16 protein-coding genes are annotated in these 15,794 nt (G+C 56.0%); 10 read left to right on the top strand and 6 right to left on the bottom strand.

The genetic code is table 11. The features are described 5' to 3' along the window. Window positions 1-108: 108 nt before the first annotated feature. Window positions 109-339, bottom strand: a complete 231-nt coding sequence (locus ACN0V1_RS10280; RefSeq protein ID WP_417544903.1) for a hypothetical protein — start codon at window positions 337-339, stop codon at window positions 109-111. A 266-nt stretch (window positions 340-605) separates the two neighbouring features. On the opposite strand from ACN0V1_RS10280, the gene ACN0V1_RS10275 reads away from it, so the two are divergent. The 4 genes from ACN0V1_RS10275 (at window position 606) to panP (ending at window position 5,335) form a co-directional block, all read left to right on the top strand. Beyond that, window positions 606-1,238 (top strand): TetR/AcrR family transcriptional regulator, encoded by a 633-nt coding sequence (locus tag ACN0V1_RS10275; RefSeq protein ID WP_417544902.1) that lies wholly within the window; start codon window positions 606-608, stop codon window positions 1,236-1,238. 2 nt (window positions 1,239-1,240) lie between these two features. Further along, complete coding sequence (locus ACN0V1_RS10270; RefSeq protein WP_417544901.1) at window positions 1,241-2,941, top strand: acyl-CoA dehydrogenase family protein; 1,701 nt, start codon at window positions 1,241-1,243, stop codon at window positions 2,939-2,941. A gap of 103 nt (window positions 2,942-3,044) precedes the next feature. Then, entirely contained in the window at window positions 3,045-3,485 is a 441-nt protein-coding gene (locus tag ACN0V1_RS10265) for a DUF503 domain-containing protein (protein WP_417544900.1), read from the top strand. A gap of 173 nt (window positions 3,486-3,658) precedes the next feature. After that, window positions 3,659-5,335 carry a pyridoxal-dependent aspartate 1-decarboxylase PanP gene (panP, locus tag ACN0V1_RS10260; RefSeq protein ID WP_417544899.1) on the top strand — a complete coding sequence of 559 codons (1,677 nt, stop codon included), beginning with the start codon at window positions 3,659-3,661 and terminating at the stop codon, window positions 5,333-5,335. Window positions 5,336-5,417: 82 nt separating this feature from the next. Here panP and ACN0V1_RS10255 read toward each other — a convergent pair whose 3' ends face one another. Together ACN0V1_RS10255 and ACN0V1_RS10250 are read right to left on the bottom strand one after the other, a co-directional pair. Beyond that, the gene (locus ACN0V1_RS10255) at window positions 5,418-5,687 is read right to left on the bottom strand and encodes a hypothetical protein (RefSeq protein WP_144777712.1); all 270 of its coding nucleotides are present in this window, start codon (window positions 5,685-5,687) and stop codon (window positions 5,418-5,420) included. Between the two features lie 97 nt (window positions 5,688-5,784). Beyond that, a complete protein-coding gene (locus ACN0V1_RS10250) occupies window positions 5,785-7,344 on the bottom strand; it encodes an inorganic phosphate transporter (protein WP_417544898.1) in 1,560 nt (519 codons plus the stop codon). A gap of 215 nt (window positions 7,345-7,559) precedes the next feature. On the opposite strand from ACN0V1_RS10250, the gene ACN0V1_RS10245 reads away from it, so the two are divergent. From ACN0V1_RS10245 to ACN0V1_RS10235, 3 genes are all read left to right on the top strand, one after another. Next, window positions 7,560-7,880 carry a diguanylate cyclase domain-containing protein gene (locus ACN0V1_RS10245; protein ID WP_417544897.1) on the top strand — a complete coding sequence of 107 codons (321 nt, stop codon included), beginning with the start codon at window positions 7,560-7,562 and terminating at the stop codon, window positions 7,878-7,880. Window positions 7,881-7,956: 76 nt separating this feature from the next. After that, window positions 7,957-8,409: a flavodoxin gene (locus ACN0V1_RS10240; RefSeq protein ID WP_291944190.1), complete on the top strand. Its 453-nt coding sequence runs from the start codon at window positions 7,957-7,959 to the stop codon at window positions 8,407-8,409. A gap of 108 nt (window positions 8,410-8,517) precedes the next feature. After that, window positions 8,518-11,037 carry an EAL domain-containing protein gene (locus ACN0V1_RS10235; RefSeq protein WP_417544896.1) on the top strand — a complete coding sequence of 840 codons (2,520 nt, stop codon included), beginning with the start codon at window positions 8,518-8,520 and terminating at the stop codon, window positions 11,035-11,037. A gap of 5 nt (window positions 11,038-11,042) precedes the next feature. Here ACN0V1_RS10235 and ACN0V1_RS10230 read toward each other — a convergent pair whose 3' ends face one another. From ACN0V1_RS10230 to ACN0V1_RS10220, 3 genes are all read right to left on the bottom strand, one after another. After that, window positions 11,043-11,897, bottom strand: coding sequence for an acyl-CoA thioesterase (locus ACN0V1_RS10230; RefSeq protein ID WP_417544895.1), 855 nt, complete (start codon window positions 11,895-11,897; stop codon window positions 11,043-11,045). Between the two features lie 92 nt (window positions 11,898-11,989). Continuing rightward, window positions 11,990-13,144, bottom strand: a complete 1,155-nt coding sequence (locus tag ACN0V1_RS10225) for an NAD(P)/FAD-dependent oxidoreductase (protein WP_417544894.1) — start codon at window positions 13,142-13,144, stop codon at window positions 11,990-11,992. Window positions 13,145-13,162: 18 nt separating this feature from the next. Continuing rightward, on the bottom strand, window positions 13,163-13,330 hold the full coding sequence (locus ACN0V1_RS10220) for a rubredoxin (protein ID WP_417544893.1): 168 nt from the start codon (window positions 13,328-13,330) through the stop codon (window positions 13,163-13,165). A gap of 275 nt (window positions 13,331-13,605) precedes the next feature. Between ACN0V1_RS10220 and ACN0V1_RS10215 the strand changes: the two genes are divergently transcribed. The 3 genes from ACN0V1_RS10215 (at window position 13,606) to ubiA (ending at window position 15,730) form a co-directional block, all read left to right on the top strand. Then, window positions 13,606-14,163: a hypoxanthine-guanine phosphoribosyltransferase gene (locus ACN0V1_RS10215; protein WP_417544892.1), complete on the top strand. Its 558-nt coding sequence runs from the start codon at window positions 13,606-13,608 to the stop codon at window positions 14,161-14,163. Next, on the top strand, window positions 14,144-14,731 hold the full coding sequence (locus tag ACN0V1_RS10210) for a chorismate--pyruvate lyase family protein (RefSeq protein WP_417544891.1): 588 nt from the start codon (window positions 14,144-14,146) through the stop codon (window positions 14,729-14,731). Before ACN0V1_RS10215 ends, ACN0V1_RS10210 begins: the two co-directional genes overlap by 20 nt. Before the next feature lie 111 nt (window positions 14,732-14,842). Then, a complete protein-coding gene (gene ubiA, locus ACN0V1_RS10205; RefSeq protein ID WP_417544890.1) occupies window positions 14,843-15,730 on the top strand; it encodes a 4-hydroxybenzoate octaprenyltransferase in 888 nt (295 codons plus the stop codon). Window positions 15,731-15,794: the final 64 nt, after the last annotated feature.

Raw genomic sequence — 15,794 nt, 5'->3', positions numbered from 1 at the left:
AAGAACGGGGCTGTGCACGGACCATAATAGACAGAACCGAGGCGTTATACCGAGACAGACCGCATAAACAGGCCGGGATTCACCAACCCCGGCCTGTAATGACAATGCTCAAAGAGAGCGGTTGTTAAAGTCTGCCTCAACCTTACGCGTGTAATCAGCCCGAAAAGATGTCTCAACTTCCTGAATTCTGCCCCCTTGGCTCAGGAACGCTTCGATATCCTGCTGTAACTGCGCCCGAACCCGTGCCCGGCCTGCAATCGAATGGGTATCATCACTCTCATTACTTGAATTAACCCAGTTCCCGGACTGCTCCAGATTGCTTTCGTCGAGCTCACTCATGATTTTCTCCTTCAACGAAAACAGCGTTACAAGTGCCACGCCCCCTCCGGGCGCCGCACTCCGTATCGACCAGCCACTACTGCGGCAACGTCTTGGCGTCTTTATAATCTGCTTTCGATTACAGTGCTATTTAGGAACAATGCATTTTTTGTAAAATTTTGTAACCTGCTATAACCTGATGAATTCAAATGGCAAAATACAGACGCTCAGAGACGCGTGCATTGACACAAAGAATGAATAATGATTCACTAATTCAAGGAGCCGAAATGGCTTATCGTGAAACGGAAAAAATGCGTCAGCGAAAAGCCGCCGCGCGACAGAGGATCGCAGAGTGCACCTATCAGTGCGTTGCCGAAGGCGGTTTTCGCAATGCGAAAATCACCCGTGTTGCACAGCTCGCAGGTGTGGCCACGGGAACGATCTACCGTCATTACGAGTCAAAAGAGGACTTGTTTGCCGAGATATTTCGCAAGGCCACGCAGCGGGAAGTAGACAAGGTGGCGGAAGTACTGGCAACACCGGGAACCGCTACGGCGCGGTTGGAAAAAGCATTGCGGCAGTTTGCCGAGCGCGCATTGAAAGCCCCTGTTATGGCTTGGTCACTCATTGCTGAGCCGGTGGACCCGAAAGTTGAAGAAGAGCGACTGGCTTATCGAAAAGCCTACGCCGATCTGTTTGAACAAGCGATTCGCGAGGGCATCGAAGAAGGATGCATTCCGGATCAGGACGCCCGCCAGAGCAGTACCTGCCTGGTAGGCGCTATCGCGGAAAGCCTGGTCGGCCCACTATCACCAACCCAGACCAGCCAGGCTGCCGCAGACGAAACCGATAACAAAGGCCCGCTGGTCAACACCATCATCCGCTTTTGCATACAGGGGTTGACCGGCACCAGGAGGTAGCTATGAACGCTCCACAACCCAAGCCCGGAATGCCCACAGATAATCAGGGTGATCGCTATCTGGCGGCCACCCATGAAGTCGTCAATCAGCCGCCAGCGCTGGAAAACTATAACCTGTATGAACAGGACATTGCACTTCAGGAGGCTGTGCAGCGCGAAGGTGCCGGGAAGGCTGAAAGCGACCTGAAAACCTTCGGCGCCCTTGCCGGTGATGCTGCAATCATCGACCTGGGTTTTCGGGCCAATAACAACAAACCGACGTTCAATACCCACGACCGCTTTGGCCACCGCATCGACGAAGTGGATTTCCACCCTTCGTACCACGAACTCATGCGCCTCGCTTTCGAAAACGGCCTTCACAGCAGCCCCTGGACAGACCCGGGCAAAGGCGCGCACGTTACCCGTGCGGCCAAATACTACATGCACTCCCAAGTGGAAGCGGCACACTGTTGCCCGGTCACCATGACCTTTGCCGCCATTCCTTCCATACGCAAGCAACCGGAACTGGCATCGCTCTGGGAATCCCGGGTACTGGCCAACAACTACGACCCCCGCAATGTCCCCGACAGCCAGAAAAGCTCCGTAACCATCGGTATGGCGATGACCGAAAAACAGGGTGGCAGCGACGTTCGCGCCAACAGCACTCTGGCCTATCCCGTGGGTACCAATGGCCCGGGCCAGGCTTATGAACTGGTTGGCCACAAATGGTTTGTCTCAGCGCCCATGTGCGACGCCTTTTTGGTATTGGCTCAAGCGCCCGGCGGCTTGTCCTGTTTCCTGATGCCACGCTGGCGCCCGGACGGCACCAAAAACCCCTGGCAGATACAGCGTCTGAAAAACAAAATGGGCAACGTAGCCAACGCATCCAGCGAAGTGGAACTGCGCGGCGCACTGGCCTGGATGATCGGCGAAGAAGGCCGTGGCGTTCCCACGATTATTGAAATGGTCGCCATGACCCGCTTCGACTGCATGATTGGCAGCTCAGCCGGCATGCGCCAGGCCGTAGCCCAGGCCACACATCACTGCCGCCATCGTAGCGCCTTCGGTAGCCAGCTCATCGACCAGCCCCTCATGCAGAACGTGCTTGCGGACCTGGTTCTGGAAAACGAAGCCGCGCTCGCCTACACCATGCGAGTCGCCCGCGCCCTTGATAACCAGAATCAGGAACACGAACGCCTGCTGGCCCGACTTGCCACACCCGTAGGCAAATACTGGATCTGCAAACGCACACCCAACCACGCCTACGAATCCATGGAATGCATTGGCGGCAGTGGCGTAATGGAAGACTGCATTATGCCCCGCCTGTTCCGTGAATCCCCGGTGAACGCCATCTGGGAAGGCAGCGGCAACGTCCAGTGCCTTGACACCCTGCGAGCTATCCACAAGGAACCTGAAACCCTTGACGCCTTCTTCCGCGAAGCTGCTGAAGCAAAAGGCGCAGACCGTCGCTTCGACCAGTTCCTGGCGCAACTGCAAAACGACTTCGCCGACATCAGCGACGTCCAGTACCGCGCCCGCAATTTGGTAGACCGCATGGCGTTGACCCTGCAAGTCTCCCTGTTGCTACGCAACGGCGACAAAGCAGTGGCAGACGCCTTCTGCGCCTCCCGGCTGCAATCCAATGGTGGTATGAACTACGGCAACCTGCCCTCCGGCACCGACGCCGCGGCTATTATCAAGCGGGCAACGCCTGTAGTAGGCTAGTGTTTATGCCCACCAAGGCGTAAAGATATCCACTTGGTGGACTCCACTTGAATTGTTCGGGAACCGGCGGGGCAAGGCTGTTCAAAACTGTGCGGAGCCATGGATGGCGGAGCCCAAGCGCCACATGGACGTGCCGCAAGGAGCGTGTTTTGAACAGCCTTGCCCCGCCGGTTTCAGCACCAAAGCCGGAACACCCATGTCTGAAGCACTAAGAAAACTACTCAAAGAAGGCAACGCGCCTCAACACAACACCGCGCTTACACCGCACGTAGGCGTATTGACCCTGCACTTCCAGCTCTACGGCTGCGAAGATCTCAAGGCCAAGCGTAAAGTGTTCACCCCACTGCGCGCCGTATGGGGCAAAGAGCCCGACCTGGCCGTAGCAGAAACCGCCGATCTCGAAGCCCTCGATTGCGCTACCTGGACAATCGCGGCCCTCGGCACCTCCTCGCAGCAGATCACCCAGCGCCTCGATCAGGTAGAGAAAGCCATCCAGGAGAAGGTCGATGCAGCCATACTCGGCATTCACCGTGAGATTCTCTGAAAAAGCGCTGTGGCACAACATCAATGCAGGCCGTATACTACGCCTCCTCAGGGATGCCAGTGTGCCTGTAAGCTACAGGTGACAAGTAACCAATGCCGGAATCAGACCCCGGCTGTATCCGTCGGGCATCCGGAACCGGCCTTGCGGATGACCACTGATTGTGTGTGGTATCTATGACCGGCAAGAAAAAAACGGCCCAGGCCTCAATTGAAGCCATGTATCGCGTGTTCACCGTGCCTGAGGCACCGGAGTCCGCGCTCAGCCGTATTGACCAGAACATATCCCGCAATCTTGCAGGCTTCCTGCAGGAACATATCGTTGCGGTTGAACGGGATCTTGCAGACGTCGAGAAGAACTTCTCTGACTACGCCATCCCGGAAAAGCCCGTGTTCGTTTCCGAACAGGCTCAATTCCTGCTCGACAAACTGGTTGCCAACTCCGTCCATACTGCATCACCCGCCTTTATCGGACACATGACCTCAGCGCTACCCTACTTCATGCTGCCGCTGTCGAAAATCATGATTGCCCTGAACCAGAACCTCGTGAAAACCGAAACCTCCAAGGCGTTTACGCCCATGGAGCGACAGGTTCTGGGTATGATTCACCGGTTGGTGTATCAGGAAGACGGTGCCTTTTACCGAAAATGGATGCACGACCCCCGCTACGCCCTTGGAGCCATGTGCTCCGGTGGCACCGTCGCCAACCTGACCGCACTCTGGGTTGCCCGCAACCGTGCCTTCCCGGCCGAAGGCAGCTTCCGCGGCCTGCATCAGGAAGGTCTGTTTCGCGCCCTGAAATATTACGGCTACGAAGGCGCTGCCATCGTGGTATCCCGCCGTGGCCATTATTCTCTGAGCAAAGCCGCCGACGTGTTAGGCCTGGGCAGGGAATCACTGGTAGCGGTCGATACCGATGACAACAACAAGATCCAGACCGACGCCCTGCGCGACAAGTGCCTGGAATTGCAGAAACAGAAAGTCAAGGTTTTGGCCATCTGTGGCGTTGCCGGCACCACCGAGACCGGTAACGTGGACCCGCTGGACGCCATGGCAGACATTGCCCGGGAATTCGGCGCGCATTTCCACGTGGACGCCGCCTGGGGTGGGCCCACGCTGTTCTCCAGAACCTACCGCCATTTACTGCGGGGCATCGAAAAGGCAGACTCTGTCACCTTCGATGCTCACAAACAGCTGTACGTTCCCATGGGTGTAGGACTGGTGGTATTCAAAGACCCGAGCCTGGCCAGTGCGGTTGAACACCATGCCCAATACATCATCCGCAAAGGCTCCCGTGACCTGGGCTCCACGACGCTGGAAGGCTCACGCCCCGGCATGTCCATGCTGATACATTCCGGCTTGAAAATCCTGGCCCGGGAAGGCTACGAGATACTGATTGACCAAGGCATTGAAAAGGCTTCCACCTTCGCCGATATGATCGAGGAGCAGCCTGACTTTGAGTTGATTACGCGGCCCGAGCTGAACATTCTGACCTACCGTTACTGCCCCTCCAATGTGTATCAGGCACTGGCGTTGGCGGATCCGCTTCAGGCAGAAAAACTCAATGCCTGCCTGAACAGAATCACCAAGTTTATCCAGAAAACGCAGCGGGAGCGCGGCAAGGCGTTTGTTTCAAGAACCCGATTGGAACCTGCCCGTTACTACAGGTTCCCGTGCATTGTGTTCCGTGTTGTTCTGGCGAACCCTCTGACCACACCAAAGATTCTGGCGGACATTCTGGAAGAGCAAAGAGAGCTTTCAGGGGAAGAAGGGATTCAGGACGAAATAAGGATATTGCATCAGATGGCGGATGCAGTGCTTAAGCAGCACGAACAAGGCCAAAGGCAAGCCTAGCGCAGGCAACTCAGAATATTCGGTGAGCGGGACGGGGCGATACAGAAACCGCTCCGTCCCGCTCACTCCACCGACACCAAACTCAGTAAAGCGCCTCTTCGTCATCCAGCACTTCGTGGATGATATCCAGAAACATACGATCAGCCTCGCTCCACTTTTCCGGAATGCGAATGGTGGTGTTAGCGCTGATCTCCCGGGCGATCAATTCGTCAGAATCAGCCTCTGAACGATACTTGCGGGCAATATCTATGGACTTCACCGCGATCGTCGGATCACTTAGCACCTTCTTGATGAACACTCGCAGCTCATCAATCACCCTGGCCTGACGACGGCTTTCAACCGGTGTACTCATAACTCACCCTCCGGGCAAATGAATTCTCGGGAAGCCTGCAGCTCCCACGGCATACGCATAGTATGACCAAACCCGCGCGTTACAACCAGCCAGCGCATCAGACAAAAAGCCCGCGCAGAGTGAAAAACAGAATAGCCGCCATAATCGCTGAGGCAGGTACCGTAATAATCCAGGCCGCCGCTATACGCACCAAGTGCGAGCGCTTAACCATCTCTTCTTTATAAATCTTCTTGAGCCGCTTGCGATCCGACTTGGTCAGAGGCACATGTTTCTTTTTCTTTGCCCGCTTCAGGAGCTTTTCCATTTCCTCAACGGAGGCGTTGCGGAAATCGTCAAGGAAAGGCTTGAGGCGCTCCTGATCGTCGGCGTCGCGCTCCTCCATGATCTTGTGCAGCTGGGTCGCGTAGTTGGACTTCAGGTACTCACGCAGGAAGCCAACGCCGAAAACGCCGCCAATGGCAATGTGGGTAGAGCTCACCGGCAAGCCCAGTTGCGAAGCCAGAATAACCGTCAGTGCCGCCGACAAAGCAATACAGAACGCGCGGGTTTTATCCAGCTCGGTAATCTCGCTGCCCACGGTCTTGATCAGGCGCGGGCCGAACAACATAAGGCCGACGGTCAGCCCCAAAGCACCAATCATCATGACCCACAAGGGAATGCTTGAGGCAGTTACTACCGCGCCATTGGATAGCGCATCATTGATTGCCGCAAGCGGGCCAATAGCGTTGGCTACGTCGTTTGCACCGTGGGCGAAACTCAAAAGAGCAGCTGCAAATATCAACGGCCAGGTGAACAGGGTATTCACGCCGCCAACGCTGTTTTCCATCGTAGCGGCCTTGCGCGCAGCCAGCGAACGCACAACAAAAAATGCAATGACAGCAGCGGCCAGACCAACCAGGGAGGCTTGAAGAAAGTCTACCTTGATGATTTGCTTGACGCCCTTGATCATCAGGTAAGTGCCGAACGCCCATGCCATGATGGCGACAAGCCAGGGTACGAACGTACGGGCGGCGGGTATCACGTTTTTTCGGTACAGCACCGTCTTGTTGATGGTAAATAGCAACAGAGCCGCCAGGGCACCACCAAGTACCGGAGAAATAACCCAGCTCGCGGCAATCTTGCCCATAACGGCCCAGTCCGCAATGCCCCAGCCACCCGCCGCAATGCCTGCGCCGAGCACACCACCCACGATGGAGTGCGTGGTGGATACCGGAGCGCCCATCCAGGTTGCCAGGTTGAGCCAGAGCGCACCCGCCAGCAGTGCTGCTGTCATCAACCAGACAAAGGCGCGGCTATCTTCCAGGCTTGTGGGGTCAATAATGCCACCTTTGATGGTGGACACGACGTCGCCACCGGCAATCAGCGCGCCTGCCGACTCGAAAATACCCGCGAGAATAACGGCAGCTCCGAGAGACAGGGCGCCCGAGCCAACGGCAGGGCCAACGTTGTTCGCAACGTCATTGGCACCTATATTGATGGCCATATAGCCGCCGATGACAGCAGCAGCCATCAGCAGCGTACTGTTGGGCAGACCTTCACTGAAGGAGCCTACAGCCAGCCAGACGCCCAGCAGGAACAACAGGCTGAACCCTATCCGGTATCGTTCCGTAGAGTTGCTGGTAAGAAGAGTATCCAGGAATCCGCTTGAACGGGCCATAACAGAAAAGGTCTCATTTGGTCTGAATGGAGAACGAACCGGTGTGTAGCGCGCAACTATAAATTTTTTGCCTCTAAATTGAAACAAATCTGCGAGAACGCGAACCGGTCACACGATACACATGCAATGGATGCACACCTACCACTGCCTGACGCACAATAAGCAAAAATGCCAGAATGCTGCACATGAGTGCTGCGTATTCAAACAGGGCCGTTATGACCAGAGACTCATCCTTGGGCTACCAGGCTGCGCAGGAACGTGAAGGTGCCCAGGTTTCACGCATAATGACATGGCTGTCATTTGCGGCGATTCTGTCTCTTGCCGGCATCGCCTCCAAAGTCTGGTATTCCGGCCACAACAAATTACCCCTCACCATGAGCGCGGGCGTTTGTTCTATTGCGCAAGCCGACTCTATCGACAGCATGCTCCGGCAGGCAGACTTGCAGCTTTACAAAGCAAAAGCCGCCGGTCGCAACCGGATTGCACCTCGGGTTCGCAGCCAGGGCACAAATATTCAGAGTGAGCCAGATGCTTGAGGCCATTTACCTTGATCGCTATTATCAGGCACTGTACGAAACCGGTAATCCGCCCTTGTAATGAACAGGTATCTCCATGGCAGACATTCGAATTCTGGTAGGCAGCGTCTACGGTGGCGCACTGATGACCGCCAGAGCGATCAAACAGGCGCTGGACGCTGAAGGCTACTCGGTGTCCGTTCTGGAGAACCCGGTGCTTGACGATATAACATCGGATACAGCTCCGCTGCTCGTGTGCACGTCAACGACAGGCCAGGGCGAGGTTCCCGGCAACTTGCTGCCTTTCTACGTAGCACTGCGAGAACAGTTGCCACAGCAACCAGGCCGGCCATTCGGTGTCATTGTGCTGGGGGACAGTTCTTATGGCGATACCTTTTGCGGTGCCGGTGATCTTATGGAGGAAGCGTTATATGAAACCTCGGCCCGCAAGGTTGGCGAAACGCTTTGCATTGACGCATTGGAAACTCTGGAGCCCGAAAACGAGGCTTTGCCATGGGTGCGCGACTGGATATCCACCGTATTGACATGAGTACAACTTGAGTCGCTATCGGCTATATATCATGCTCACCCGGACAACAACAACGATGAGCAGTGAATCGTGACAAGGTTCCAACGGTCTCGCCGTCTGGCGGTGCTGATGCTACTTCTGCCCCTGGCATTTTCCTGCCGGGGCGCCGAGACGTTTCGTTTCCCCGACGTTGAATTCATACGCTTGGCACCAGGCGTGCAGATTTCCGCAGAGGAAGCGCTGGCCTCCAGCGCCTGGCAACCTCTTGAGACCAGCAGCCCAAACTTTGGCTACACCCTTGACACCGTCTGGTTCCGCCTGAATGTGCCCGCCGATCGTCAGATTGATTTGCTTGAAATTGCCCATTCCCAGCTTGATCACGTCGCGTTTTATGTTGTCGATAACGGCAAGCTGACCGAAGCGATAATTACGGGGGATCGCTATCCCTTTACCCAGCGCCCCATTCTCAATCGCCATTTTTTGTTCCCATTCAGCCCGGACGCCAGCGGAAACCGGAAAATTCTTCTGGAAATCCGCACCGAAGGCACGCTTCAGGTTCCGATGACTCTCTGGAACACACAGGCATTTTTTGAACATGCCTCCGTTGAAGAACAGCTGCACGCCGTATATTACGGCATTCTGATCAGCGTTATTTTCTTCAACCTGTTTGTATTTTTTGCCCTGCGGGAACCCGTTTATCTGCTTTATGTGCTATCCACATTCGGGTACCTGCTAATCATTGGCAACATGAACGGCACCGCATTTCAGCTGATCTGGCCCGGAAGCCCGGACATACAGAACCGCGCCATGCTGTTCACGGTTCCCCTGGCCGTGATTTTCACGCTGCTGTTCTCACGCTCTTTTCTCAGGCTCAAACAAACCGGGCCACTACTCAACCGGGTTGTGCTTGGCTTCGTAACGTTGAACGCTGCCATGGTGGTGATCACTGGCATTATGGAATACAGCACCGCCATGCGGTTAATTGTTGCCATGGCCATACCCAGCACCTTGTTGCTCACAGTGATCGGTCCGCTGCAGTGGTTTCGAGGCAAGCCTCAGGCAGGCTATTACACTGTGGCCTGGGGCGCTCTATCCCTTGGCAGCGCCATCACTGCGGCCAACAAGTACGGATTACTTCCCAACAATTTCATCACCACCTACGGCATGGAAATCGGTTCAGCCTTTGAGGTAATTTTGCTTGCCTTGGCTCTGGCGGCGCGACTGTACCAGGAACGGCAGGACAAGGTGGAGGCACGAGAGGCGGAATTGGCGGCCATGGCTGCGAGGCGTTCAGCCGAACTCAAGCTGATCGAAAGTGCACTGCACAACCCCCTTACAGGGTTACCCAACCGTGCCAGCTTTGAGATGCAAGTGAGCGACCTGATTCGCCAGTCCCCGGATACGCGGCTCGGTGTTGTGGTGATTCATATGAACAACCTTCAGTCGGTCACCAAAACTCTGGGGCATCAGAACAGCGATCGCATACTGGAGCTGGCCTCGCGGAACATGAGTGCCATCATGCGCGAGCTCCCGGGTATTATCTCTTTGGGGCAACACAATGGGCGCAACTTTTTTCTGGCGTCTCTCGACTCGGAGACCTTTGCCTGTGTGGTGGAGGCCAGTGTTGCTGAAAATGCACGTCGCGCTGTTGTGCATGCCTTGGATGCCGTTCGCAGCCCAATCGACTATCTCGGCATGCAAGTGCCGTTAAATGCCCAGGTAGGCGTTGCTATTTCCCCGGTTAATGGCACAGATTCCACATCGTTGATCCGCCGAGCGATCATAGCCGAGGGTTCAGACCGCGCCCGTGAGCGCGGAATAGCCTATTACAAACCCTCATGCGACTCCTACAGTGCGGGCAGGCTGACAATGGTCTCAGAGTTGCAGCAAGCTCTTGCGAACGACGGGCTGAAGCTCCACGTGCAGCCAAAGCTGGATTTGAACACCGGGCGGATTGCTGGCATGGAGGCCCTGATTCGCTGGCCAGGCCGGGATCAGCCCGTAGGTGCGGATGAAATCATCGTTCTGGCAGAGCAAACAGGGCTGATCAAACCGCTGACCCGCTGGGTGCTGGAGCAGTCTCTGCAACTGCGAAGCTGTCTTCTTGAAACCGGACACGTCGTCGACCTCTCGGTCAATATCTCACCCAACAATCTCCGGGAGCCGGACTTCCCGTTGTTCGTGAAACGGCTAATGAGCGCCCACCCACGGCACAGCGGCGCAATCATCTTCGAGGTGACCGAAACATCAATGATGCAGGATCCTGTCAACGCCCTTAAAGCACTTAACTCACTGGCGAATGCCGGCATTCCGATATCCATCGATGACTTCGGATCCGGTTACTCGTCACTTTCTTACATCAAGCAACTGCCCGCGAGCGAAATCAAGATCGACCGCTCACTCATCACCGATCTGGCTACCCGGGAGGAAGACCGGGTTATTGTCCAGACCACCATCGACATGTGCCACAACCTCGGCTACCTGGTGGTAGCGGAAGGCGTGGAACACGAGGTGACTGCGAACATGCTTAAGGATATGGGGTGCGACATGATTCAGGGCTATCTGCTGAGCCGGCCTTTGCCGCTTGAAGACATGCTGATTTGGCTCGCCGAAAGACGCAAATCGGCCTTGCAACAAGTGCCTGGCTAACAGCCTCAACGCTGGCGAATGAGTGCTTCCTGAGTTGTCGACGCCACCAGAGCGCCAGCCTGATCGAAAAAGTTGCCACGATTAAAGCCGCGCCCCGAAGTAGCGCTTGGGCTGTCTTTATCGTAAAGCAGCCAATCCTCCATGCGAAAATCCCGGTGAAACCAGATGGCATGATCCAGGCTGGCAATCTGCAGCCCCTTGTTCATAAAGGACACTCCGTGGGGGTTGAGAGACGTCCCCAGGAACGAAAAATCCGATGCATAGGTAAGCAGGCAGCGGTGCAGAACAGGATCATCCGGCAGCGGCCCCAGAGCACGAATCCAGCTCTGCTTATGGGGCGGACGCTTTTCAGGCTGAAGCGGGTTCATCGGATTCACCGGTCGAATTTCGATGGGGCGATCACGGGTCATGATTGCCCGCAGTTTCTCTGACACCTGCGACGCCATCAACTTGCCCCACTCCTGCTCAGAGCGCAGTGTTTCCGGGTCTGGTGCATCGGGCATTTCCGCCTGGTGCTCGAAACCTTCTTCAGTGACGTGAAACGACATGGAACCGGTCAGGATTTCCTTGCCATCCTGGCGGGCAATGACCCTGCGAACAGAAAAACTTCGGCCGTCGCGCACCCGCTGAACCTCGTAATCAATAGGCATGTGTTGATTGCCCGGGCGCAGAAAATAGGCATGCATAGAGTGGCAGAGACGGTCTTCAACCGTGTGACTTGCAGCCATAAGCGCCTGCCCGAGAACCTGGCCTCCGAACACGTGAGGGAACCCAAGATCCTGGCTGTCGCCCCGATATTGGTCATCGCCATTGGGGGACAGATACAGCAGTTCCACCAGTTTTTTTGTAACGTCAAGCATGCCTGCTCCTGTTGATTCGTTAGCACACGAAGGAGTTTCTACCCCAAGCGGGCGGTTTTCGCAACGTAAAGTGCCTGCTGAAGGCAAGGTGTTCACGAATGAATGGGTGGCACAACTTTGGACAACGCCTGCTTTTCCAGTGCAAACCGGCCGGTAACCGCGAAGCCCAGGACATCACCTTCCGCGTTTTTGAACAGGGCTTTTACATGGGTGCCATCCTGCTCGGTTTCCCAGCTACCCTCGGCATCTGACGGAGGGGGGCAGACGGCCGCCGGGCAACAGGGTGTTTTAATCATCACAGGCATGGTGCCGTAGCTCACTTCGGTGCGCTCACCGGTCAGCGTTTTCGCCAGAGCACGGGCGCAGGCCATCAAAGGCAAAACATAGAGCAGTACATGCCCATCTACCTCTGCGCAATCGCCCAAGGCAAAGACATCTTTAGCCGAGGTTTCCAGAGCTCGATTCACCTTGATTCCCTGGCCTGTATCGATTCCTGCGGCGCGTGCCAAGTGCGCGCGGGGCCGCAGGCCCACCGCCGATATAACCAAATCCACCGGTATCTTTTCACCGTTAGCCAAATGCAAGGTTACGCCCGTTTCTGCCGGCTCAATCCGTTCAACCAACGTTTCCAGATGAAAGCGCACACCCAGAGATTCCAGCTCTTTTTGCACCGCATTAGCGGCGACGGGCGGCAGCAGGCTCGGCATGACGGCATCGGAAGGGGCAATCACTTCTACCTCATAGTCGCCATTGCGTAGATCGTTCGCAAACTCGCAGCCAATCAGGCCCGCACCCATAATGGCCACGCGATTTCCCGGCTTCAGCGCCTTACGGAACGCACGATAATCCCCAAGATCGTTGATCGAAAAAACCCGTTCCAGGCCCTCACCCGGCAGCGTCAGGCGAATGACATCCGCACCCCAGGCGAGTACCAGTTTGCTGTATGGCAGGCTCTCGTCGCCCAGTAATAGCCTGTGGCCCTCCGTGTCTATACCGGTCACCGTGGTATAGGTGCGCAGCTCCAGATTCAGTTGCTCCGCCATGGCATCCGTATCAGCCTGGGCCAGACCTTCTGCATCCTTTCCTTTGGTAAATCCGGTGGACAGCATGGGCTTGGAGTAGCTTACGCCATCATCAGCGGTCACCATGACAATCCGGACGCCCTTGTCCTGCTTGCGGATTTCCCGGGCAAGGGAATATCCCGCCAAACCGGTCCCGACAATAACGATGGGGGTCTGCTCTGTCATCACCATACTCCGTCCGGATCAACTGATCTCGATCATTTCAAAATCTTCCTTGCCCACACCACAATCGGGGCAAAGCCAGTCTTCGGGTACATCGTCCCACGTGGTACCAGGCTCAATACCATCCTCCGGCCAGCCTTCCGCTTCATCATAGACCAGTCCACATACCACGCACTGCCACTTCTTCATAAACAATCTCTCCACCACCCGTTTGTGGCTGCAATATTAATTAATTGTCGAACAATACTTCAAGCAAGTACTTTTCCCGTTGGCAGACTGTGAAGTCTGCCGCGCCGGTTCGCTTATGAGCGCTGCAGCGTCATAATACCCGGCACATCCGGATTGACCAATGCTGGTGAAGACGCACCCACCTGGCTTTTTCTGCCAATTGTCCGCCTTGCACCCCCTCCCCTCCGCCTCCCCTCTCCGGTATAATCGCCGGTTTTACGACAGGACCGACCGTTATGACCGATACCGTCGCCGAAATGAATCAGGTTATGGCCGAAGCTGATTGCCTGGTTGACGAACAGCAGGTACAGGCTGCCATCCGTAACCTGGCCGACGACATTACCGGCCGCCTTAAAGACAGCAACCCTCTGCTGCTTTGTGTAATGAACGGCGGACTGATCTTTACCGGCCAACTGCTGCCCCGGCTCAAGTTCCCGGTACAGGCAGAATACCTTCATGCCACTCGCTACCGACAGGAAACCACTGGCGGCATTCTTGAGTGGAAGCTTCAGCCAGACGCCGACATGAAAGACCGCATTGTGCTGATTGTTGACGACATTCTCGATGAAGGCACAACGCTGTGCGCCATCGCCGACTATTGTCTGACCCACGGTGCAAAACAGGTGCTGACAGCCGTGCTGGTCGACAAGCAACATGACCGCAAAGCCCGCCCGGATCTCAAGGCGGATTTCACCGGACTGAATGTTGAAGACCGCTTCCTGTTTGGTTACGGCATGGATTACAAAGGTTACTGGCGTAACGCGCCCGGGATCTATGCCGTCAAGGGTCTATGATATCGACACCTGTGAAGACAACACCAGCCTGATCATTCCGCCAACCGATTGGTACCGGTCTTTCGCCGCTGCCGGGCTCCGCAATCCGGACGTTCATGGCCCGGCGCGGTATTGGCTGCAAGTGGAAGGGTCTTTTACCCGGGCGCTGCAGAACCGGTGCGCAAGCTCATTTCACGTGGAAGTGCAGCGGGAAGGCTTTGCTGCACCAACTCTTGAAGAGGCCAGGCGCCTCAGGATTCCGTTGCGCCAACTTGCATGGATCCGCGAAGTACGCCTCTGCGGAGATGGCAAACCCTGGGTTCTCGCACGCACGGTTATTCCCCTTGCCTGCCTGACGGGCGAGGGCAGGCGCCTTCTTCATCTTGGCAGCAAACCCCTGGGCGCTTATTTGTTCAGCAGCCGAGGCTGGCAACGCGGGCCGCTTGAAACCGGGCTTTGCAATCATCAGGGCCTCGGATCTTCGAAAACCGGCATGCCTGAAATTGCACGCCGCTCCCTGTTCAACAACAAAAAGAGCGCTCTGCTCGTAGGTGAATACCTGCTACCGATTCTTTACCGCCAGAACTGACAACCCATCGGAAAAGCGCTGCGGCTTTCACCCTGGCCCAAGCACTGGCTATAATCCCTGCACTTTCATTATTCAGACCTTCTTTTTCAAATACCCCAAACGGATAGATCCATGCTGCCTGATGCCGTGCCAGAACACATACGGAGCCGTCTTGCCGATTACGCACAGCTGCTGCGAATCAACCGCCCTATTGGCACGCTGCTCCTGTTGTGGCCAACCTACTGGGCGCTCTGGCTTGCCGGGGACGGCAGCCCCGGTATTGGCAATATCATTGTCTTCACTTTGGGCGTGTTCTTCATGCGCGCTGCCGGCTGTGCCATCAACGACTTTGCCGACCGGGACTGGGACAAGCACGTCAAACGCACCAAAGACCGCCCGTTAACCACCGGCCGGGTAAACGGCTGGGAAGCGGTCGCCCTGTTCGGCGGCCTGTGTATTATCTCGTTTCTCATGGTCGTGCTGTTCACCAACACGCTCACTCTCTATCTGTCCTTTGGCGGCGCACTGCTGGCGTTCATTTACCCCTTCACCAAACGCTATACCCACTTGCCACAGCTGTTTCTCGGCGCAGCCTTCTCTTGGGCCATCCCCATGGCGTGGGCCGCCGAGGCCGGCGAACTCAGCCAGATCACATGGCTGCTGTTCACCGCCAACGTGCTCTGGACCGTCGCTTACGATACGTTTTACGCGATGGTTGACCGCGACGACGACCTCAAGGTCGGTATCAAATCCACGGCCATCCTCTTCGGTGATGCCGACCGCGTCATCATTGGCGCACTTCAGGCCATGGTGGTGCTCATTCTCATCATCGTGGGCCACCGCGTTGAGCTGGGAACCTTCTACTATCTTGGGCTGGTTGCCATGGCCTGCCTGTTTATCTACCAACAGTTTCTGGCCAAGGATCGCGAACGCGATGGCTGCTTCAAAGCATTCCTGAACAATAACTGGGCAGGATTTGCCGTTTTCTCTGGTTTGGTCATCGATCTGATTCTCTCCTGACAGAGCCTGTCACATGTTTGTAACACTGGGGCGTTGTAATAAGTCCGCAACAAATCGAGGTCTG

It is taken from the genome of Marinobacter sp. (assembly GCF_048266785.1).
GTDB lineage: Bacteria > Pseudomonadota > Gammaproteobacteria > Pseudomonadales > Oleiphilaceae > Marinobacter.
Note: the sequence above shows the minus strand (reverse complement) of the source record. Positions and strands in the feature narration are given on the sequence as shown.